We start from the raw sequence: 17,983 nt of genomic DNA on the forward strand, positions 1-17,983 counted from the left end.
TGACGTGCGTTAACCATAAATTCTACCCATTTCTCCACGGAGCGGGCTGGCTCCGAGCAGGGCACGAGAGACGACCATGGACTGGAGCGAAGAACGTACCGCCACGCTCAAGAAGTTGTGGCTTGAGGGCATGAGCGCAAGCCAGGTGGCGCGCCAGCTGGGCGGCGTCAGCCGCAGCGCGGTGATCGGCAAGGTCCACCGCCTGGGCATCACCGTCCGCGACACGCCCGTCCGTCAACGGATCACCACCGTCCGCGCTCCGTCGCGCATTCCGACCCGTCGTCCCACCCGCGAGACCACGGCCGCTCCTCATGTCGCCCCGCGCTTCGAGCGCACTGAGGAGGACATGCTGCCGACCTCGGGCATCCTGGGTCTGGGCGCCCATTCCTGTCGCTGGCCGATCGGCCATCCCGACAGCGATGAATTCGGCTTCTGCGGTCGCCCCAAGGTCTCGATGCGTGGCTCCTACTGCGAGCAGCACAGCCAGGGCGCCCACCGCAGCGGCGGCTCGGCCAAGTCGGTCGAAGCCTGGGCCCTGCGCGGCCTGAAGGAGCGGGTCCAGCCCAGCATCGGCTGATCCTTCCCGCCCCCCTTCACGACTTTCCCTTTTCCTCGAGATCACCGAGACGAACCCGCCATGAACATGGTCCTGATCGAGAACGCCGCCGGCAGCAGCCAAGTGATCACCATCATTGAGGAGTTCGCCGGCCATTCGGTGTCGCGCGACCTCAATCCTGGCGACCACGCCAGCATTCCGGTGACCCAGTTCAAGTCGATCACCGTGCGTGAGACCTATCCCGACGACTGGCTGACCCGTGGCCGCAACCGCAACCGCGAGGCTGCCACGGCCGTCGCCGCCTGACGCTAAAAGTCGGATAGGCGACATTTTGGCGGAAGTGCTGACGTTCTCGCCTGCTGCGTCAGTAAATTCTCGTCTAAATTGAAATGGATGACCCCGCGAAGCCTTTCGCGGGGTTTTTCGTTTCCGTCGGGAGTGCACAGATTGCGTTGGCGTTAACCTTATGACACACACAGCGCCGCTTCTGGGGGACGGAAACCAATATGGGCGAGGGGTTTGAGGGCGGTGGCACGGTCGACGAGCATGCGCTGCCGTTGCCGAGCTATCTGAGTTATCTGCTCTACCAGACCGAGCAACACCGCCGGGCGATGGCCGCCGACCTGCTGGCGAGACATGGCCTGACCTTCGCCAAATGGGTGGCGATGATCTCGCTGCGCCGCTTCGGCGATCTGTCGATGACCCGCCTGGCCAGGTTGGCCGCCACCGACCGCACGACCCTGACCCGCGCCATCGACAGCCTGATCACCGACGGCCTGGTCGCCCGCCAGGCCTCGCCCAGCGACCGCCGTATCGTCGTCGTTTGCCTGACTGACACCGGTCGCATTCTGCTGGAAGCGATCCGCGCTGAGATCCGCCCGCTGAACCGCGACATCTGCTCGAACCTGACCGCCGAAGAGCAGGCGGCGATGACCGGCTACCTGCAGAAGATGCTGTCAGGCCTGATCGTGGAGCCGGACTGGAAGCAGGATGTCCTGGCCTTCTCGGCCCCCGCCCCGCCGGAAGTGGTCTGAGCGTTCTCAGTCGTCGAACTTCACCCGGCCGCGGCCTGACTTCACGCCCGCGCGCTTGGTCTTGCTCTCCAGCCGCTTGAGCTTGCTGGAATAGGTGGGCTTGGTCGCCTTGCGGGCCTTGGGCCGTTCGGTGGCGCGCAGGATCAGCTCGACCAGCCGCGCCTGAGCGTCCTGCCGGTTCATCTCCTGGGAACGCGAGCCCTGGGCGAACAGGATCAGCACGCCGTCCTGGGTCAGGCGACTGCCGGCCAGCTTTTCGAGACGCGCCTTGACGTCCTCGGGCAGGGCTGGGGAGTTCCTGACGTCAAAGCGCAGCTCGATCGCCGTGCTGGTCTTGTTGACGTGCTGACCGCCCGGACCCGAGGCGCGCGTGGCCTTCCAGACCAGCTCGTCCTCGTCGATCCGAAGCCAGGACGTGATCTCGATCATTTCGGCGGCGCTTTAGGGGCAGACGGGGCCCGCTTGGCCTTCACCACCAGCTGGTCCAGCGCCTGTAGGAAGCGCGAGCGGTCGGCGTTGGCGAAGGCGGCCGGGCCTTTCGTAACCTCGCCCATCGAGCGCAGATGCTCGCCGATCGAGCGCGAGGCCAGGGCCGAGCCGATCATGTCGGGACTGAACACCCGCCCGTTGGGGGCCAGGGCCGCGCCGCCCGCCTTCAGCACGCGGTCGGCCAGGGGGATGTCGTTGGTCACCACCACGTCGCCGGGACCGCAGCGTTCGGCGATCCAGTCGTCGGCGATGTCGGGACCGGCCTCGACCACGATCTGCTCGATCACCGGCGTCTGGGGAACGCGGATCCAGCTGTTAGACACCACGAAGGTCTTGAAGCCGTGACGGGCGGCGACCTTGTAGGCCTCGTCCTTCACGGGACAGGCGTCGGCGTCGATGAAGAGGATGGCGGTCATCGCGCGGTACCTGGGCATGGAAAATGGTGCCGGCTGCAGGGATCGAACCCGCGACCTTCGGTTTACAAAACCGCTGCACTACCGCTGTGCTAAGCCGGCGTGGGCTCGAAAGCCCGAAGCCAGGGCTTATGCCGGTTGAGCGCGCGGACGGCAAGGTGGTTATCCCCGCGGGAGCACGGGCGTTGAACCTCTCTCTCTTTGAGAGAGGGAGGGGCCCGCGCCGTCAGGCGTGGGAGGGTGAGAGGTTAGGCGAAGCCGGTGGGTGGTTTCGCTCATCTCACTGAGTTTTCAGGATTTACCGGTGAGCAGTGTAACCTCTCACCCTCCCATGCTGCGCATGGGCCCCTCCCTCTCTCTATGAGAGAAGGGGTCGGGTGGAGCACGAGCGTTCCCACGCTTCCGTCCTCCCCTGCAAAACCTGCCGTAATCTCTATCCACCTCGTCGCAGGGAAAGGGCGCATGGCCAGCGACCAGTTGCGGCGGCGGGGCGTGGTCGAGCGGGGACAGGTTCGAGGGGGATACTCGAACGGTCCGGGGATCTGGTCGCTGCCAGACCCGCCCGCCGTCGGCGTGGTTGGAGGCCAAGGGATGTGTCTTAGCCTGTATTGGCTCGTCCTCTCCGACCTTCGGGGGCTTCCGGAAACGGAAGGGCCTGGGTCCCGGTAAGGCCTGAACAGGGCCACCCGACGGGACGCTGGCGGATAACGGCTGCGCGGAGCGTCTGGCTTCGTCGAAACGGTATCAATTCCACACACCGCCGGACGCTGTCCGGCGCTCCGCAGCCCTTTCCATCCACTCGCAGCCTGAGCGGCGCGAGGGGCGGCCCGTTGCGCGTCACTCCGCCAGCCGCTAGGGACGCACCCAGCAGGAGAACCGACATGGCCCAGGGCAAACTCATCGACGGCAAGGCCTTCGCGGCCGATCTGCGGGCCAAGATCGCCGGCGAGGTCGCCGCCCTGAAGGCTGAACACGGGATCACGCCGGGTCTGGCCGTGGTGCTGGTCGGCGAGGATCCGGCCAGCCAGGTCTATGTCCGCAACAAGGGCGAGCAGACCGAAGCCGCCGGCATGTATTCCGAAACCCATCGCCTGCCGGCCGACACCAGCCAGGACGACCTGCTGGCCGTGGTCGCCAAGCTGAACGCCGACCCCAAGATCCACGGCGTGCTGGTGCAGTTCCCGGTGCCGGCCCACATCAACCAGATGGACGTCGTGGCGGCCCTGTCGCCGGACAAGGACGTCGACGGCCTGACCGTGACCAACGCCGGGCGTCTGGCCAGTGGCCTGCCGGCCCTGGCGCCCTGCACCCCGACGGGCTGCATGATGCTGATCAAGGACGTGATCGACGATCTTTCGGGCAAGACCGCCGTCGTCATCGGCCGCTCGAACCTGATGGGTAAGCCGATGGCCCAGATGCTTCTGGCCGCCGACTGCACTGTGACCATCGCCCACTCGCGCAGCCAGGATCTGCCGTCGATCGTGCGTCAGGCCGACATCGTCGTGGCCGCCGTCGGTCGCGCCGAGATGGTCAAGGCCGACTGGGTCAAGCCGGGCGCCGTGGTCATCGACGTCGGCATCAGCCGCTTCCCGGCCCGCGACCCGGAAGCCGCCGCGGCGGGCAAGACCCGGCTTGTCGGCGACGTCGCCTTCGACGAAGTTCGCGAGGTCGCCGGCGCGATCACGCCGGTTCCGGGGGGAGTCGGACCGATGACCATCGCCTGCTTGCTGGCCAATACGCTGACGGCCGCCAAGCGCATTTCGGGCGTCGCCTGATGCGAGGGGCGTTCGTCTTCGCAGCGTTCGCCCTGTCCGTTTCAGCTTGCGGGGCCAAGCCGTCTGCGCCGCCAACGCCTGAACAAGCATTGGCCCTGCGCCCGGCCGACGCGCGGCTGGCGGCGCTGTACGAGACCTCGTGCCACGCCTGCCACGCCATCCCCGAAACGGCCGCGCCGATGGTCCATGATCGCGCCGCCTGGGATCCGCGCTGGAAGCAGGGCGAGGCCGTGTTGCTGGACCACACCATCCAGGGCTTCAACGCCATGCCGGCCACTGGCCAGTGCGCGACTTGCACGCCGGACGATTTCAAGGCCCTGATACGCTTCATGGCGGGGCGAGAAGATTCCGCGACCTAGACCTTGGGGAGCGGCATGATCTCACGACGCGGAGCCTTGATCGCCGGTGGGACCAGCGCCGTGGTCGTCGCTGGCGGCGCGGGCGCGGCCTATGTCGTCGCCACCGGAGACAAGCCCGAGCCGCCGTCGCCGGCCTCGGTCAACGCCGATGGCAAGATGCTCTGGCGCAACTGGTCGGGCGTGCAGCACGCCTATCCCGCCGCCCGCCTGGCGCCCAAGGACGAGGCCGAGCTGGCGACCATGCTGACGGTCGCCCAGGCCCCGATCCGTCCCGTCGGCGCGGGCCACTCCTTCACCGGCCTGGCCCCGACTAATGGCGCATTGGTCTCGCTGGACGCGATGTCGGGCATCGTCGGCTGGGAGGGGGGCGAGGCCATCATCCGCACCGGCACGCGGCTGGGCGCCCTGGGTCCGGCCTTGGCGGCGAAGGGGCGGGCGCTGCCGAACCTGCCGGACATCAACAAGCAGTCGCTGGGCGGGGCGCTGGGCACGGCGACCCACGGCACCGGCGCCAAGATTCCGGCCATGCACGCCGACGTCACAGGCTTGCGACTGGTCACGCCGTCGGGCCGGGTGATCGACGCCGACGCCAAGACCCATCCCGAGATCTTCCAGGCCGCCAAGGTGTCGCTGGGCGCGCTGGGCGTGATCACCCAGGTGCGGATGCGCACCATCGCCAACCGCCGCCTGCGCCGCAATGTCTGGCTGGAGCCGTTCGACGAAGCCATGGCCAAGGCCGAGGCGCGCTGGGCCCAGCATCGCAATTTCGAGTTCTACGCCGTGCCGTTCACCGGCCTGGCGGTCGGCATCAGCCACGACGAGACCGACGATCCGGCCGAGGCGCGCGGTCCCGACCAGGATGTCGAGTTCCTGCAGGCGCTCAAAGGCCTACGCAATCTTCTGAGCTTTGCGCCGCCGCTGCGCAGGGCTGCCGCCAGGGCTCTGCTGTCGACGGCCAAGCCCGAGACCTGCGTCGACGAGGGCTGGAAGCTGCTATCGACCGAGCGGCCGGTGCGCTTCAACGAGATGGAATTCCACCTGCCGATCGAGAACCAGCTGAAGGCGCTGGCCGAGGTGCAGCGGGTGATCGAGCGCGAGCGGCCGGACGTCTTCTTCCCGATCGAGGTGCGACGGATCGCCGGCGATGACGCCTGGCTGTCGCCGTTCCAGGGTGGGCCGCGCGGCTCGGTGGCGGTGCACGCCTATTATCGCGACGACTTCAGTTTCCTCTACACGCTGATCGAGCCGATCTTCCGCCGCTACGACGGCCGGCCGCACTGGGGCAAGCTGCACACCCTGCGGGCCGGGCAGCTGGAGGCGATCTATCCGAACTGGAAGAATTTCCTGGCGGTCCGCCGGGAGCTGGATCCCGACGGCCGGATGCTCAACCCCTATCTGAAGGGGCTGTTCGGCTTGGCTTAAGCGCCGAGATAGTCGGCGACGCGGGCCTCAAGTTCGGTGACCAGGGCCTTGCCGACAGGATGGGTATCGACCTTGATGTCGTCACGGACGCAGGCCTTGATCGCGTCGATGTGAGCGTCGACCAGGAACATCGGCGCCGACAGGCGGGTCTCCGGATCGTCGATCAGCTTGCACAGCGAGGCGGCCAGGCGGGTGATCAGCGGGAACTCGTAGGTGGCGCCCAGGCCCTTCAGATCGTGGGCGCGCAGATACAGGGTCTCGACGGTCTCGGCGGTCAGGCCCTCGGAGCGCACACCCTGACGGGCGGCCTCCAGCTTGACGATCTCGTCGTTCAGCCACTCGGCAAAGTTGCCCGACAGGCTCTTCAGCGCGGCTTCGGCCTTGGCGATGGCGGCCATGTCGATGCCGCCCCGGCCCCCGACTTTCAGCTTCAGCATGTTCGGAACCTGGATGACCTCGGCGTTGGTCTTGTTCGTCACGGGCGTTCCCCACCAGCGTTAGTTGGATATCGCTAACATAGCAGGCGTTAAGATTGGATGAGACGCACGTTTCACTGCGGCTGAACGCCTCAGGCCGAGAACTGCTCTGCCAGAACTCTTTCCTCCAGGCTGCGGCCGGCGTCGAACAGCATCGACAGCGAGGTGCCGCGGTCCTCGGAGATGTGGACCTCCGCCACGTCGCGGACTTCGAAGTTGTCGGCCACGGCGCTGACCGGCCGCTTGTCGGCCTCCAGAACCTCGAAGGTGACGCGGGAAGACTGCGGCAGCAGGGCCCCGCGCCAGCGGCGGGGGCGGAACGCGGAGATGGGCGTCAGGGCCAGCACCTGGCCGTCGATCGGAATGATCGGCCCGTGGGCCGACAGGTTGTAGGCGGTCGACCCGGCGGGCGTGGCCAGCAGGGCGCCGTCGCAGACCAGTTCGCCCATCCGCACCTTGCCGTCGATCGAGATGCGCAGCTTGGCGGTCTGGCGGGTCTGGCGCAGCAGCGAGACCTCGTTGATCGCCAAGGCGCGGTGCTGGGTGCGACGGCTGTCGATGGCGACCATGGCCAGCGGGTGGATGACGGCGCGCTCGGCGACGTTGATCCGCTCCAGCAGGTCGTCCTCGGAATACTCGTTCATCAGGAAGCCGACCGAGCCGCGGTTCATGCCGTAGATCGGCGTCTGGGTCGCGATCGACTCGTGCAGGGTCTCCAGCATGAAACCGTCGCCGCCCAGGGCGACAATCACCTGGGCGTTCTGGTCGCCGACGTCGCCGTAGCGTTCGACGAGCCGCTCGCGGGCTTCGATGGCTTCGGGCCGGTCGCTGGCCTTGAACGCCAGGCGAGTCACGAAGGGTTGCGGCTGGAACATGCGGCCAAGTGGCGGGAAGGCCGCCAGCTTGTCAAACGCCGTGTCGGGACGTTGTTCAGGCTTGGCCGACGGCCTGGCGGAAGGCCATGCCGGCGATGTCCGGCGTGAAGGGGCCGAAGGCGCTGGCGGCGCGACGCACGCCTTCCTCACCGCCGCCCGGACGGCCGCCGTTCAGCTGGCGGACGTGCTCCAGGATGGTCGGGAAGACGCTGCGGTCGATGCCGATGGACGAGCATGCCAGGGCCAGCAGTTCGGGGCGAGCGCTGTCGATGGCGCGGCGGATCTGGGCGGATTCAAACTTGCCCAGGCGCGCCAAGGCCATGACGAACAGCTGCAGCCGGCCTTCGCGCAGGACCCGCAGCAGATAGCCGGGGCGCAGCTGACCGGCGGAGTCGAGCTTCTCGATCAGTGAGCGCTCCATCTCCTCGCGATCCTCGTCCAGGCCGATCGGCGCGGGCTGGTCTGGGGCTGCGCCGTGATGGGCGGCCCTGGCGGCGTCAGCGACGGCGGCCTGCATCCGGCCCGGATCCAGGTGGAAGCGGCTTTCCAGCGCGTCCTGCAGGGCGCGGCCGACCAGCAAATACAGTTGCTCGGCCAATTGTTCGGACAGGCGCGGATGGCGGGCCAGTGGCGAGCGCAGGGCCACGACCTCGCGGGAGCGATCGACCAGCTTGCCCATGGCGTCCGACGAGATGTCGGCGGTCTCGTTGCCGGCCAGGGCGGTCAGCACGGCGGGCTCGTCGCGGTCGATGATCGCCTCGACGACGGACGAGCGAAGATGCGGGCGGCGGGCGATCTCGATCTGGTGTTCCAGCGTGGCCTGGACCAGCAGGCGGATCAGGTCGTGATCATGCAGCACCGCGCTGCGGGCGATGATCGGCCGGGCGATCTCGATCTCGTCGAGGGCCATAATATTGATCAGCGCCGACGGCGCCCATTCGGCGTCGGCCAGGCGTTCAGCCAGGCGATGACGGATCTCGCGCTCAGCCTCGACCACCAGGGTCATGAAAATGGAGTTCAGCAGGGCCTGGACATCGGGATGGGTCGGCTCGCCACGGGCCTGGCCGGCCTCGCACAGGTCGATGATCCCCGTAAGCAAACGCTCGCGGTCACCGGCCTCGCGACTGCGGGCCAGCTTCAGAAGCGAAGCGATTTCGACGGCTGGAATGATCCCGCCTCCACGAATCCGGAAGTCCCGAATGAGGATGACCTTGCCGTCCTCAAATGAAAACATGCTTAAACCAGTCAAGGAAGACGGCGTCGAAATGTCGCAAGCAGCAGTGGAGGACGCGTAGATGGCGCAAGACCTGATCTTGGCTTTGGACCAGGGCACGACCAGCACTCGGGCCATCCTGTTCGACCGGGTCGGCAAGCCGCTGTCGGAGGCCACGCGGCCGCTGCGCCAGAGCTATCCGCACGACGGCTGGGTCGAGCATGACGCCGAGGAGATCTACGCGGCCTGCGTGGCGGTGCTGCGCGAGGTGGTCGAGACGTCGGGGCGGGCCGACGACGTGGCGGCGATCGGCATCACCAACCAGCGCGAGACGGTCGTCGTCTGGGATCGCAAGACCGGCCGCCCGATCCATCCGGCCATCGTCTGGCAGGACCGTCGGACGGCCGAGGTCTGCGCCAAGTTGAAAGCCGAGGGCCACGAGCCGCGCGTCACCGAGGTCACTGGCCTGCTGTTGGACCCGTACTTCTCGGGGACCAAGATCGCCTGGATTCTCGACAAGGTTCCCGGCGCGCGGGCTCGGGCCGAGGCGGGGGAGCTGCTGGCCGGGACCATGGACTGCTGGGTGATCTGGCGGCTGACCGGCGGGGCGATGCACGTCACCGACGCCACCAACGCCTCGCGCACCTTGCTGTTCGACATCGCCCAGCAGGACTGGTCGTTGCCGATGCTGGAGCTACTGAACGTCCCGGCCGCCCTGTTGCCCAAGGTGCTGGACTGCGTCGGCGACTTCGGCGCGACCCAGGCGCCGATCCTGGGCCGTGAGGTGCCGATCCGCGGCGTGGCCGGCGACCAGCAGGCGGCGCTGATGGGGCAGGGCTGCGTGGCGCCCGGTCAGATGAAGGCCACCTACGGCACCGGCTGCTTCATGCTGATCAACACCGGCGAGGACCGCGCGGTGTCGCGCTCGCGGCTGCTGACTACGATGGCGGCGCGGGTGAATGGCCGCACGACCTACGCTCTGGAAGGCTCGATCTTTGTGGCCGGAGCGGCGATCCAGTGGCTGGGCGAAGGGCTGGGGATCACCGGCGGGCCCCGCGCCGCCGAAGCGCTGGCTCGCGCGGCCAAGGCCGATCATGGCGTCGTCGTCGTGCCGGCCTTCACCGGCCTGGGCGCGCCGTGGTGGGACGCCGGGGCGCGAGGGGGCGTGTTCGGCCTGACCCGTGACGCCGGCCTGCCCGAGATTGCGGCGGCGACCTTCGACGCCTGCGCCCTGCAGAGCCGCGACCTGATCGAAGCCATGCGGGCTGATGCGCCGACGGCCTTCGGGGAAGCGGCGCAACTGCGCATCGACGGCGGCATGTCCAAGAGCGCCTGGTTCTCGCAGCGCCTGGCCGACCTGACCGGCATCGACGTGCGCCGGGCGAGCTATCAGGAGATGACCGCCCTGGGCGCAGCCCTGTTCGCCGGTGTCGGTGCCGGGCTCTACGCCTCGGTCGAGGAAGCCGCCCAGGTCAGTCCGGCCGCCGAGACGCTGTCGCCTTCGATCAAGGAGCACGACCGCGAGGCGGCCTATGCGCGCTGGCTGGACGCCGTGCCCCGCGTACGGTCGTGAAGGCGCCAATAATGTCGCAAAATCTGTGTAAGCGACCTAAGGGAAAAGAGGACGCGAGCAGATCGCTCTAGACATCACCCAGCGGCGCGCCTAACCGGCATCCGCCGCCCCGAGCGTAATGAGGAATACCCATGAAGATCGCCCTGATCACCGAAAACAGCCAAGCCGCCAAGAATCAGACGATTCACGCCGCGCTGACCGCCGTCGCCGAGCCCATGGGCCATCAGGTGTTCAACTACGGCATGTACACCGCCGAAGATAAGGCCTCGCTGACCTACGTGATGAACGGCCTGCTGGCCGGCATCCTGCTGAACTCGAAGGCCGCCGACTTTGTCGTCACCGGCTGCGGCACCGGCATGGGCGCCATGCTGGCCTGCAACTCGATGCCGGGCGTGTTCTGCGGCCTGGTCATCGACCCGACCGACGCCTTCCTGTTCGGCCAGATCAACGATGGCAACGCCATCTCGATGCCGTACGCCAAGGGCTTCGGCTGGGCGGCCGAGCTGAACCTGCAAGACGTCTACCGCAAGCTGTTCGAAGGCGAGCGCGGCCTGGGCTATCCGAAGGAACGCGCCGAGATCATGGCGAAGAACCGCGGCATCCTGAAGGGCCTGAAGGAAGTCACCTGCAACGACATGCTGACCGTCCTGAAGAACGTCGACCAGGACCTGCTGAAGGCCGCCATCGCTGGTGAGAAGTTCCAGGAGTACTTCTTCGCCAACGCCCAGGACGAAGGCATCCGCGACTACATCAAGGGTCTGCTGGCCGACTCGCGCGTTCTCGAAAACGCCTGAGGCTAGCCACGCCGCGCCTCGTCAGGGGCGCGGTTCAGCCTGAAAGAAAGCCCTCCGGTCGCTACGGGCCGGAGGGCTTTTCTATTATGGGTTTTCGTCGAGATAGGCCTTCACCCGGGCGAACAGCTCCTCGAACATCGGCGTCGTCAGGCGGCCCGTGTTCGTGTTGAGCCGCGAGCAGTGATAGCTGTTGAAGATGCGATAGGGGCCGGCCTGGAACTCCGAGCCGTGGCCGGGAATGCCGGCCGAGGCCTTCAGGCCCAGCGTCTTCAGAACATTGCGGCGCGCCACGTCGCCCAGGGTGACGATCACCTTCAGGTTCGGGAACATGTCCAGCCGTGCCTTCAGGAACGGCCGGCAGTTGTTCTCTTCCGAGGTCTCGGGCTTGTTGCCGGGCGGAGCGCAGCGGACGGCGTTGGTCACGGCTGCGCCGACCAGCTTCAGGCTGTCATCCGTCCGAGCCTCGAACTTGCCGGTGGCGAAGCCGAACTTGATCAGCGTCTCGTAGAGTAGCGTGCCGGCATAGTCGCCGGTGAACGGCCGACCGGTGCGGTTGGCGCCCTTGCGACCCGGCGCCAGGCCCGCAACCAGCAGGCGGGCGTCCTGATCGCCGAACGACGGGGCGGGGCCGTTCCACCAATCGGGATAGAGGTCGCGGTTCTCCTGGCGATAGGCCACCAGGCGCGGACACAGCGGGCAGTCGCGCGGCGGCTCTGCCGGGTTGGGAACGGTCTCGCCGGCGATGTTGGAGTGCTGCAGCATCCTAGTACTCGTCCTCGGCGTCGCGCTCAGCCGGCGTGCGGTTGTCGACCATCTGGCGCGGCTGCACCCGTTGCGGACGGCCGATGATGCCGCCCAGGTCGGCGAGATCGACGAAGTCGTCGGCCTGGCGGCGCAGGTCGTCGCTGGTCATCGGCGGCTGGCTCTTCATCGTGGAGACGACGGTGACCCGACGGCCCTTGCGCTGCACGGCCTCGACCAGGGCGCGGAAGTCGCCGTCGCCCGAGAACAGCACCAGGTGGTCGGCGGTCTCGGCCAGCTGCAGCATGTCGACGGCGATCTCGATGTCCATGTCGCCGCGCCAGCGCTTGCGGCCTTGGCTGTCGGTGAACTCGCGCGCCGGCTTCGTCACCAGGGTGAAGCCGTTATAGTCCAGCCAGTCGACCAGCGGCCGGATCGGAGAATAGTCGTCGTTCTCGGCGATCGCGGTATAGTAGTAGGCGCGGATCAGGACGCCGCGCTTTTTGAACTCGTCGAGCAGCTTGCGATAGTCGATATCGAAGCCCAGCGCCTTGGCGGCGGAATAGAGATTGGCCCCGTCTATGAACAGGGCCAGACGGTCGGTCGGATAGAAGGTCACGGGAAATTCCTTGAAAAATCAGGTCGCTCGAAATGACTTGGACGAGGCCGTGATCGTGGCGCTCGGCTGTAATCTGCCGGGAGCCTATACGAGTCGCGAGGCGCTGTTGGAAGCCGCGCTGGAGGCTCTGCCGCAGGCGGGGCTGGCGATCGTCGCCCGCTCGTCCTGGTGGACTTCGGCGGCCTGGCCCGATCCCGAGGGGCCGGCGTATCGCAACGGCGTCGCCATTGTCAGCACCGACTTCTCGCCGGCCGAGACCTTGGCGGCCCTGCATCGCGTCGAGGCCCAGTTCGGGCGGGCGAGGGGAGAGGCCAATGCGCCGCGCACTCTGGACCTGGACTTGATCGCCCACGGCCGCGCTGTGCTGGACGGCGACCTCGTGGTGCCGCATCCCAGAGCTCACGAACGTCTCTTCGTCATGGGACCGCTGGCCGAACTGGCCTCGGCCTGGATCCACCCGGTCACAGGCGAGTCGGCCTTCCGCCTGGCTGCGACCTCGACCGTCGGGCGTGATGCGCGCCCTGCCGGAGAGGGTGGACTTTAGGTGACGAAGCGGGCATAAGCGCCCGCTCGCAAAAGCTGACGATCATGCGCGACATTGCGTGTCGCCGCACGGAAGCCTATTTTGCGATAGCTAACCGCAGCCCGAGGAACTCATGGCCCGCGTCACCGTCGAAGATTGCGTCGAGAAGGTTCCGAACCGCTTCTCGCTGGTCCTGCTCTCGGCGCACCGCGCCCGCGCCATTTCGGCCGGCGCCGCCCTGATGGTCGACCGCGACAACGACAAGAACCCCGTCGTCGCCCTGCGCGAGATCGCCGACGACGTGATCGACCACGAGGGCCTGAAGGAACACCTCATCACCACGCTGCAACGCGTCGATGAGCACACCGAAGCCGAGGAAGAGGCCGAAACCCTGGCCCTGCTGGCGGATCCGAGCCACATGCAGATGAGCGAGCTGGAACTGGTCCGCGCTCTGCAGAGCGACCGCGACGGCGGTCAGGAGGAGCGGTACTGAGCCCCGAAGGCGCAGATCCTCTGACCCTCGAGGCGGTCGATCCGACCGTCTCGTCCGAACGCGCGCCCGGTTCCGAATCGGGCGCGTCTTCGTCTCAAGCTCCCGCTGCTGCGGTCGAGCCGCCGGCTCCCAAGCCGCGCCCCAAGTTTCTTCGCCAGTATGAACTGATCGAGCGGGTCCACGCCTACGACCCGACGGCCGACGAGGCGCTGCTGAACCGCGCCTATGTCTACGCCATGCGCATGCACGGCTCGCAGACCCGGGCCAGCGGCGACCCCTATTACGCCCACCCGATCGAGGTGGCGGGCATCCTCACCGAGTACCGTCTCGACACCGCGACCATCGTCACGGCCCTGCTGCATGACGTGATCGAGGACACCCCGGTCACCAAGGACGAGATCGCCAAGCTGTTCGGCGACGAGATCGGCGAGCTGGTCGAGGGCGTCACCAAGCTGTCCAAGCTGGAACTCCAGGCCGAGCACATGCGCCAGGCCGAGAACCTGCGCAAATTCATCCTGGCCATCTCCAAGGACGTCCGCGTCCTGCTGGTGAAGCTGGCCGACCGTCTGCACAACATGCGGACGCTGCACTTCATCAAGAATCAGGCGAAACGCGAGCGGATCGCCCGCGAGACGCGCGACATCTACGCGCCGCTGGCCCGCAACATCGGCTGTCACCGCATCTGCGTGGAGCTGGAGGAGCTGTCCTTCCAGCACACCAACCCGGTGGCTCGCGACGCCATCGAGCGCCGCCTGGACGCGCTGCGCGAGGAGCAGGGCGGGGCGGTGGCCCTGGTCAGCCAGGAGATCGCCGCGCGCCTGGAGTCGGCCAACCTGCCGGCCCGCGTGTTCGGCCGCGAGAAGTCGCCGTATTCGATCTGGCGCAAGCTGCAGCGCAAATCGATCGGCTTCTCGCAGATGGCCGACATCTATGCGTTTCGCGTGATCGTCGACAGCGAGGAAGACTGCTACCGCGCCCTGGGCGTGGTGCACCGCGCCTGGTCCAGCGTGCCGGATCGCTTCAAGGACTACATCTCGACGCCGAAGCGGAACAATTACCGCTCGCTGCACACGACCGTGGTCGGTCCGCGCGGGATGCGCATCGAGATGCAGATCCGCACCGAGAGCATGGACCGGGTCAACGAAGAGGGCGTCGCCGCCCACTTCCGCTACAAGGACGCCTCGTACGGCCTGGACTTGGAGGGCATGGAAGCCGCTGGCGGCCGTGACCCGCTGGCCAATCTGCGCCAGCTGGTTCAGGTGCTGGAGCACGGCGGCGACTCTGAGGAACTGGTCGAGCACGCCAAGCTCGAAATGTTCCTGGACCAGGTGTTCGTCTTCACCCCCAAGGGCAAGCTGGTCAGCCTGCCGCGGGGCGCGATGCCGCTGGACTTCGCCTATGCCGTCCACACCGACGTGGGCGACACCTGCATCGGCGTGAAGATCAACGGCGAGCTGAAGCCCCTGCGCACGGTGCTGGTCAATGGCGACGTGGTCGAGGTGGTGCGTGGCTCCAAGCCGGTGGTGCCGCCGGACTGGCGCTCGCTGACGGTCACGGGCCGCGCCCGTTCGGCCATCCGTCGCCACATTCGCCAGACCGAGAAGGAAGAGTTCTTGCGCCTGGGCAAGGCCTCGCTGGAGCAGGTCTTCGAGCGCGCCGGCAAGAAGCTGAAGGACGTGTCCCTGCGGCCGATCCTGGAGCGCTTTGCCCTGGAGACCGAAGAGGCGCTGTTCGACGCCGTCGGTCGTGGCCGCATCTCGCCCAGCCAGGTGCTGGAGACGGCCTATCCGGGCATGAAGGACGCCGACCGCGAGGCCGCCACGGCCCGTCGCCGGATCGAGGGCGGCGCTAACGCCACGCTCTATGTGCGCGGCGGCGGCCTGACCCCCGGCGTCTCGCTGCACTTCGCCCACTGCTGCAGCCCGGTGCCGGGCGACCGCATTGTCGGCATCCTGAGGGAAGACGGCGAGGGCCTGGACGTCCACACCATCGACTGCCCACGGCTGGCCGAGTTCGAGGATCAGGAAGAGCTGTGGCGCGACCTGAACTGGACGCCCGAAGCCGAGCGTTCGACCATTTCGCTGACCCGCCTGCACGCCACGATCCAGAACGCCCCGGGCGTGCTGGGCCTGGTCTGCACGATCATCGGCGAGGCCGGCGGCAACATCGTCAATCTGCGCATGCACCATCGGCAGAGCGACTTCTTCGACACCGACATCGATGTCGAGGTCCGCGACGCCAAGCACCTGACCAACATCCAGGCCGCGCTTCGCGCCTGTCCGTCGGTCGAGACGGTGGATCGGACCCGGGGCTAGGCCTTCTTCAAGGCCGCCACGGCGTCCAGCGCCCCCGCCGTCATCGGCGAGGGCAGGGCGTCCAGGGCAAACCACCCCCAGTCGTGCAGGGCGTGGTCTTCCAGGATCGTCGGCTCGCCCTCGAAGCTGTCGACGCCATAGGTGATCGCCACCCAGTGATAGTCTTCGGCGACCATGTCGGTGACCGACAGAAGGCGGCCGGTCTTCACCGTGATGCCCAGCTCTTCCTGCGTTTCGCGCTCGGCGCAGACATGGGCGGCCTCGCCCCAGTCCAGCTTGCCGCCGGGCACGCCCCAGTGATCGGCCTCGGGGTTCTTGACCCGCTTGACCAGCAGCAGCCGGCCCTGGTCGTCGAGGATGGCCGCGCCGCAGCCGACGCGAGGGCGTTGGATCTCTTCGCTCATGAAGCGGGGTAGAACCCGAAACGCTCGCGTCAGGCAAGGCGGCGTTTGAAGACTCAGGCCCGTGCTTCTATATCCGTCGCTCATGACCAACGATGACGTCCTCGACGAATTCCGCGCCGCTGGCGCTCTGCGCGAAGGTCACTTCGTGCTGTCTTCCGGCCTGCACAGCCCGGTGTTCCTGCAGAAGAACCTCGTGTTCATGCGCCCCGAGCGCTGCGAGCGCCTATGCAAGGCCCTGGCCGAGAAGATCATCGCCACGGTGGGCCAGCCCGACGTCGCCGTTTCGCCGGCCGTCGGCGGCATCATCCCCGGCTACGAGACCGCCCGTCACCTGAACGTGGCCTCGATCTATGTCGAGCGCGAAGCCGGCGGCTTCAAGTTCCGTCGCGGCTTCCATCTGGAGCCCGGCCAGAAGGTCGTGATGGTGGAGGACATCGTCACCACCGGCCTGTCGTCGCGCGAATGCATTCAGGCGATCCAGGAGGCCGGCGGCGACGTCATCGCCGCGGCCTGCATCGTCGATCGTTCGGGTGGCAAGGTCGACGTCGGCGTGCCGCTGATCTCGCTGTGCAGCCTGGAAGTGCCGGCCTATCCCGCCGACGCCCTGCCGCCTGAACTGGCCGCGATCCCGATCGAGGATCCCGGCTCCCGCCGTCTGAAGGGCTAAAGCCATGCTGCGTCTGGGCGTCAACATCGACCACGTGGCGACGATCCGGAACGCCCGCGGTTCCTCCTATCCCGAGCCGGTCCGGGCCGCCGAGCTGGCCCTGGCCGCCGGAGCTGACGGCATCACCGCGCACCTGCGTGAAGACCGTCGGCACATCAGCGACGCCGACATCGCCGTCCTGACCGATCTCTGCCACAAGCGTGGCAAGCCGCTGAACTTCGAGATGGCGGTGACCGACGAGATGGTCGGCATCGCCCTGGGCGCCAAGCCGCACGCCGCCTGCCTGGTGCCCGAGCGCCGGGAGGAGGTGACCACTGAAGGCGGCCTCGACGTCGTGAAGGGCCAGAACCGCATCACCGACGCCACGGCGCGCCTGCGCACCGTCGGCGCGCGGGTGTCGCTATTCATTGAGGCTGATCCCGACCAGATCCGCGCCTCGGCCGCCGCTGGCGCCCAGGTCGTCGAGCTGCACACCGGCGCCTATTGCGACGCCTTCCGGGAAGGCCACGCCGATAGGGCGCAGGCCATCCTGGAGCGCCTGAAGGTCGGCGCGGCCCTGGCCGCTGACCTCGGCCTGGAAGTCCATGCCGGTCACGGCATCGACTACGCCACCGTCAAGCCGATCGCCGCCATCCCGCAGATCGCCGAACTGAACATCGGCCACTTCCTGATCGGCGAGGCCATCTTTGTGGGCCTGCCGCAGGCCATCCAGCGGATGCGCGCCCTGATGGACGCCGCCCGCCTGGAGGTCGCCGCGTGATTATCGGGATCGGCTCGGACCTGTGCGACATCCGCCGGATCGAGAAGTCCCTCGAGCGTTTCGGCGACCGGTTCACCAACAAGGTCTTCACCGAGATCGAGCGCAAGCGATCCGAGCGCAAGCCCGACCGGGCCTCCAGCTACGCCAAGCGCTTCGCCGCCAAGGAGGCTTGCTCGAAAGCATTGGGCACGGGGCTTAAGCGCGGCGTGCACCTGGCCGGCATGGGCGTGGTCAACCTGCCGTCGGGCAAGCCCACCATGGCGCTGACCAGCGGCGCGCTGGAGCGGCTCAAGGAGATGACCCCGCCCGGCATGGAGGCGGTGATCCACCTCTCGCTGACCGATGATCATCCGTACGCCCAGGCTTTCGTGATCATCGAAGCGCTGCCGAAGGCGGACTGAAGCGTCGCCATTGTCCCGCCATGAGCACAAGCTAGGCGCTAGCATCGACTTGCCCAGAACCGTCGGCCCGTCTAGCAAGGC

22 protein-coding genes, 1 tRNA gene and 1 pseudogene are annotated in these 17,983 nt (G+C 67.4%); 14 read left to right on the forward strand and 10 right to left on the reverse strand.

The window, feature by feature from the left end; genetic code table 11:
• Positions 1 to 76: 76 nt before the first annotated feature.
• The 3 genes from ABDW31_RS12825 to ABDW31_RS12835 all read left to right on the forward strand — a co-directional run bounded on the left by ABDW31_RS12825 (position 77) and on the right by ABDW31_RS12835 (position 1,590).
• The gene (locus tag ABDW31_RS12825) at positions 77 to 577 is read left to right on the forward strand and encodes a GcrA family cell cycle regulator (RefSeq protein ID WP_184718925.1); all 501 of its coding nucleotides are present in this window, start codon (positions 77 to 79) and stop codon (positions 575 to 577) included.
• 60 nt (positions 578 to 637) lie between these two features.
• The gene (locus ABDW31_RS12830; protein WP_184718927.1) at positions 638 to 862 is read left to right on the forward strand and encodes a hypothetical protein; all 225 of its coding nucleotides are present in this window, start codon (positions 638 to 640) and stop codon (positions 860 to 862) included.
• A gap of 200 nt (positions 863 to 1,062) precedes the next feature.
• Positions 1,063 to 1,590: a MarR family transcriptional regulator gene (locus ABDW31_RS12835; protein WP_184718929.1), complete on the forward strand. Its 528-nt coding sequence runs from the start codon at positions 1,063 to 1,065 to the stop codon at positions 1,588 to 1,590.
• A 6-nt stretch (positions 1,591 to 1,596) separates the two neighbouring features.
• On the opposite strand, the gene arfB is transcribed toward ABDW31_RS12835, so the two are convergent.
• The 4 genes and pseudogenes from arfB to ABDW31_RS12855 all read right to left on the reverse strand — a co-directional run bounded on the left by arfB (position 1,597) and on the right by ABDW31_RS12855 (position 3,287).
• On the reverse strand, positions 1,597 to 2,019 hold the full coding sequence (gene arfB, locus ABDW31_RS12840) for an alternative ribosome rescue aminoacyl-tRNA hydrolase ArfB (protein ID WP_184718931.1): 423 nt from the start codon (positions 2,017 to 2,019) through the stop codon (positions 1,597 to 1,599).
• Positions 2,016 to 2,495, reverse strand: coding sequence for a YaiI/YqxD family protein (locus ABDW31_RS12845; RefSeq protein ID WP_184718933.1), 480 nt, complete (start codon positions 2,493 to 2,495; stop codon positions 2,016 to 2,018). Before ABDW31_RS12845 ends, arfB begins: the two co-directional genes overlap by 4 nt.
• A gap of 24 nt (positions 2,496 to 2,519) precedes the next feature.
• A tRNA-Thr gene (locus ABDW31_RS12850) sits at positions 2,520 to 2,594 on the reverse strand.
• 331 nt (positions 2,595 to 2,925) lie between these two features.
• Positions 2,926 to 3,287: pseudogene (locus ABDW31_RS12855) on the reverse strand (hypothetical protein).
• Between the two features lie 86 nt (positions 3,288 to 3,373).
• Here ABDW31_RS12855 and folD point away from each other — a divergent pair.
• The 3 genes from folD to ABDW31_RS12870 are packed head-to-tail and all read left to right on the forward strand — an operon-like array spanning position 3,374 to position 6,048.
• The gene (gene folD / locus ABDW31_RS12860) at positions 3,374 to 4,267 is read left to right on the forward strand and encodes a bifunctional methylenetetrahydrofolate dehydrogenase/methenyltetrahydrofolate cyclohydrolase FolD (RefSeq protein ID WP_184718935.1); all 894 of its coding nucleotides are present in this window, start codon (positions 3,374 to 3,376) and stop codon (positions 4,265 to 4,267) included.
• The gene (locus ABDW31_RS12865; protein WP_184718937.1) at positions 4,267 to 4,626 is read left to right on the forward strand and encodes a cytochrome c5 family protein; all 360 of its coding nucleotides are present in this window, start codon (positions 4,267 to 4,269) and stop codon (positions 4,624 to 4,626) included. Before folD ends, ABDW31_RS12865 begins: the two co-directional genes overlap by 1 nt.
• A gap of 15 nt (positions 4,627 to 4,641) precedes the next feature.
• Positions 4,642 to 6,048 (forward strand): D-arabinono-1,4-lactone oxidase, encoded by a 1,407-nt coding sequence (locus tag ABDW31_RS12870; protein ID WP_184718939.1) that lies wholly within the window; start codon positions 4,642 to 4,644, stop codon positions 6,046 to 6,048.
• Here the strand turns inward: ABDW31_RS12870 and ABDW31_RS12875 are convergent.
• From ABDW31_RS12875 to ABDW31_RS12885, 3 genes are all read right to left on the reverse strand, one after another.
• Positions 6,045 to 6,527 (reverse strand): Hpt domain-containing protein, encoded by a 483-nt coding sequence (locus ABDW31_RS12875; protein WP_184718941.1) that lies wholly within the window; start codon positions 6,525 to 6,527, stop codon positions 6,045 to 6,047. The genes ABDW31_RS12870 and ABDW31_RS12875 overlap by 4 nt on opposite strands.
• A gap of 89 nt (positions 6,528 to 6,616) precedes the next feature.
• A complete protein-coding gene (locus tag ABDW31_RS12880; protein WP_184718943.1) occupies positions 6,617 to 7,399 on the reverse strand; it encodes an NAD kinase in 783 nt (260 codons plus the stop codon).
• Positions 7,400 to 7,454: 55 nt separating this feature from the next.
• A complete protein-coding gene (locus tag ABDW31_RS12885; RefSeq protein WP_184723847.1) occupies positions 7,455 to 8,540 on the reverse strand; it encodes a DUF2336 domain-containing protein in 1,086 nt (361 codons plus the stop codon).
• A gap of 154 nt (positions 8,541 to 8,694) precedes the next feature.
• Between ABDW31_RS12885 and glpK the strand changes: the two genes are divergently transcribed.
• Together glpK and ABDW31_RS12895 are read left to right on the forward strand one after the other, a co-directional pair.
• Complete coding sequence (gene glpK / locus ABDW31_RS12890; RefSeq protein ID WP_184718945.1) at positions 8,695 to 10,185, forward strand: glycerol kinase GlpK; 1,491 nt, start codon at positions 8,695 to 8,697, stop codon at positions 10,183 to 10,185.
• Positions 10,186 to 10,316: 131 nt separating this feature from the next.
• Complete coding sequence (locus tag ABDW31_RS12895) at positions 10,317 to 10,979, forward strand: RpiB/LacA/LacB family sugar-phosphate isomerase (RefSeq protein ID WP_184718947.1); 663 nt, start codon at positions 10,317 to 10,319, stop codon at positions 10,977 to 10,979.
• Positions 10,980 to 11,063: 84 nt separating this feature from the next.
• Here ABDW31_RS12895 and ABDW31_RS12900 read toward each other — a convergent pair whose 3' ends face one another.
• Positions 11,064 to 11,741, reverse strand: a complete 678-nt coding sequence (locus tag ABDW31_RS12900) for a uracil-DNA glycosylase (protein WP_184718949.1) — start codon at positions 11,739 to 11,741, stop codon at positions 11,064 to 11,066.
• A gap of 1 nt (position 11,742) precedes the next feature.
• The gene (locus ABDW31_RS12905) at positions 11,743 to 12,339 is read right to left on the reverse strand and encodes an NYN domain-containing protein (protein WP_184718951.1); all 597 of its coding nucleotides are present in this window, start codon (positions 12,337 to 12,339) and stop codon (positions 11,743 to 11,745) included.
• A 49-nt stretch (positions 12,340 to 12,388) separates the two neighbouring features.
• Here ABDW31_RS12905 and folK point away from each other — a divergent pair, with 49 nt between their 5' ends.
• The 3 genes from folK (at position 12,389) to ABDW31_RS12920 (ending at position 15,670) form a co-directional block, all read left to right on the forward strand.
• Complete coding sequence (gene folK / locus ABDW31_RS12910; protein WP_184718953.1) at positions 12,389 to 12,883, forward strand: 2-amino-4-hydroxy-6-hydroxymethyldihydropteridine diphosphokinase; 495 nt, start codon at positions 12,389 to 12,391, stop codon at positions 12,881 to 12,883.
• 112 nt (positions 12,884 to 12,995) lie between these two features.
• Positions 12,996 to 13,355 (forward strand): DNA-directed RNA polymerase subunit omega, encoded by a 360-nt coding sequence (gene rpoZ, locus ABDW31_RS12915; protein ID WP_172273552.1) that lies wholly within the window; start codon positions 12,996 to 12,998, stop codon positions 13,353 to 13,355.
• Positions 13,356 to 13,519: 164 nt separating this feature from the next.
• Positions 13,520 to 15,670 (forward strand): bifunctional (p)ppGpp synthetase/guanosine-3',5'-bis(diphosphate) 3'-pyrophosphohydrolase, encoded by a 2,151-nt coding sequence (locus tag ABDW31_RS12920; RefSeq protein WP_184723850.1) that lies wholly within the window; start codon positions 13,520 to 13,522, stop codon positions 15,668 to 15,670.
• On the opposite strand, the gene ABDW31_RS12925 is transcribed toward ABDW31_RS12920, so the two are convergent.
• Complete coding sequence (locus ABDW31_RS12925; RefSeq protein ID WP_184718956.1) at positions 15,667 to 16,074, reverse strand: NUDIX domain-containing protein; 408 nt, start codon at positions 16,072 to 16,074, stop codon at positions 15,667 to 15,669. The two genes, ABDW31_RS12920 and ABDW31_RS12925, sit on opposite strands and share 4 nt — an antisense overlap.
• 82 nt (positions 16,075 to 16,156) lie before the next feature.
• On the opposite strand from ABDW31_RS12925, the gene pyrE reads away from it, so the two are divergent.
• Genes pyrE through acpS form a run of 3 tightly spaced genes read left to right on the forward strand, consistent with a single transcriptional unit; the run spans position 16,157 to position 17,902 of the window.
• Complete coding sequence (gene pyrE, locus ABDW31_RS12930) at positions 16,157 to 16,741, forward strand: orotate phosphoribosyltransferase (protein ID WP_184718958.1); 585 nt, start codon at positions 16,157 to 16,159, stop codon at positions 16,739 to 16,741.
• A 4-nt stretch (positions 16,742 to 16,745) separates the two neighbouring features.
• Positions 16,746 to 17,501, forward strand: a complete 756-nt coding sequence (locus tag ABDW31_RS12935; RefSeq protein ID WP_184718960.1) for a pyridoxine 5'-phosphate synthase — start codon at positions 16,746 to 16,748, stop codon at positions 17,499 to 17,501.
• Positions 17,498 to 17,902: a holo-ACP synthase gene (gene acpS / locus ABDW31_RS12940; RefSeq protein WP_184718962.1), complete on the forward strand. Its 405-nt coding sequence runs from the start codon at positions 17,498 to 17,500 to the stop codon at positions 17,900 to 17,902. Before ABDW31_RS12935 ends, acpS begins: the two co-directional genes overlap by 4 nt.
• The last annotated feature ends 81 nt before the right edge of the window (positions 17,903 to 17,983 follow it).

The sequence above is a fragment of the Caulobacter sp. genome (assembly GCF_039596335.1).
In the GTDB taxonomy this organism is placed as follows: domain Bacteria; phylum Pseudomonadota; class Alphaproteobacteria; order Caulobacterales; family Caulobacteraceae; genus Caulobacter.

What these genes read in the sequence shown, in the direction of transcription:
- ABDW31_RS12830 (WP_184718927.1), top strand. Translation starts at nt 638, where the DNA reads ATGAACATGGTCCTGATCGAGAACGCCGCCGGCAGCAGCCAAGTGATC.
- ABDW31_RS12935 (WP_184718960.1), top strand. Translation starts at nt 16,746, where the DNA reads ATGCTGCGTCTGGGCGTCAACATCGACCACGTGGCGACGATCCGGAAC.
- glpK (WP_184718945.1), top strand. Translation starts at nt 8,695, where the DNA reads ATGGCGCAAGACCTGATCTTGGCTTTGGACCAGGGCACGACCAGCACT.
- ABDW31_RS12825 (WP_184718925.1), top strand. Translation starts at nt 77, where the DNA reads ATGGACTGGAGCGAAGAACGTACCGCCACGCTCAAGAAGTTGTGGCTT.
- ABDW31_RS12880 (WP_184718943.1), bottom strand. Translation starts at nt 7,399, where the DNA reads ATGTTCCAGCCGCAACCCTTCGTGACTCGCCTGGCGTTCAAGGCCAGC.
- ABDW31_RS12870 (WP_184718939.1), top strand. Translation starts at nt 4,642, where the DNA reads ATGATCTCACGACGCGGAGCCTTGATCGCCGGTGGGACCAGCGCCGTG.
- ABDW31_RS12835 (WP_184718929.1), top strand. Translation starts at nt 1,063, where the DNA reads ATGGGCGAGGGGTTTGAGGGCGGTGGCACGGTCGACGAGCATGCGCTG.
- ABDW31_RS12895 (WP_184718947.1), top strand. Translation starts at nt 10,317, where the DNA reads ATGAAGATCGCCCTGATCACCGAAAACAGCCAAGCCGCCAAGAATCAG.
- ABDW31_RS12865 (WP_184718937.1), top strand. Translation starts at nt 4,267, where the DNA reads ATGCGAGGGGCGTTCGTCTTCGCAGCGTTCGCCCTGTCCGTTTCAGCT.
- ABDW31_RS12900 (WP_184718949.1), bottom strand. Translation starts at nt 11,741, where the DNA reads ATGCTGCAGCACTCCAACATCGCCGGCGAGACCGTTCCCAACCCGGCA.
- ABDW31_RS12925 (WP_184718956.1), bottom strand. Translation starts at nt 16,074, where the DNA reads ATGAGCGAAGAGATCCAACGCCCTCGCGTCGGCTGCGGCGCGGCCATC.
- folD (WP_184718935.1), top strand. Translation starts at nt 3,374, where the DNA reads ATGGCCCAGGGCAAACTCATCGACGGCAAGGCCTTCGCGGCCGATCTG.
- pyrE (WP_184718958.1), top strand. Translation starts at nt 16,157, where the DNA reads ATGACCAACGATGACGTCCTCGACGAATTCCGCGCCGCTGGCGCTCTG.
- ABDW31_RS12845 (WP_184718933.1), bottom strand. Translation starts at nt 2,495, where the DNA reads ATGACCGCCATCCTCTTCATCGACGCCGACGCCTGTCCCGTGAAGGAC.
- arfB (WP_184718931.1), bottom strand. Translation starts at nt 2,019, where the DNA reads ATGATCGAGATCACGTCCTGGCTTCGGATCGACGAGGACGAGCTGGTC.
- rpoZ (WP_172273552.1), top strand. Translation starts at nt 12,996, where the DNA reads ATGGCCCGCGTCACCGTCGAAGATTGCGTCGAGAAGGTTCCGAACCGC.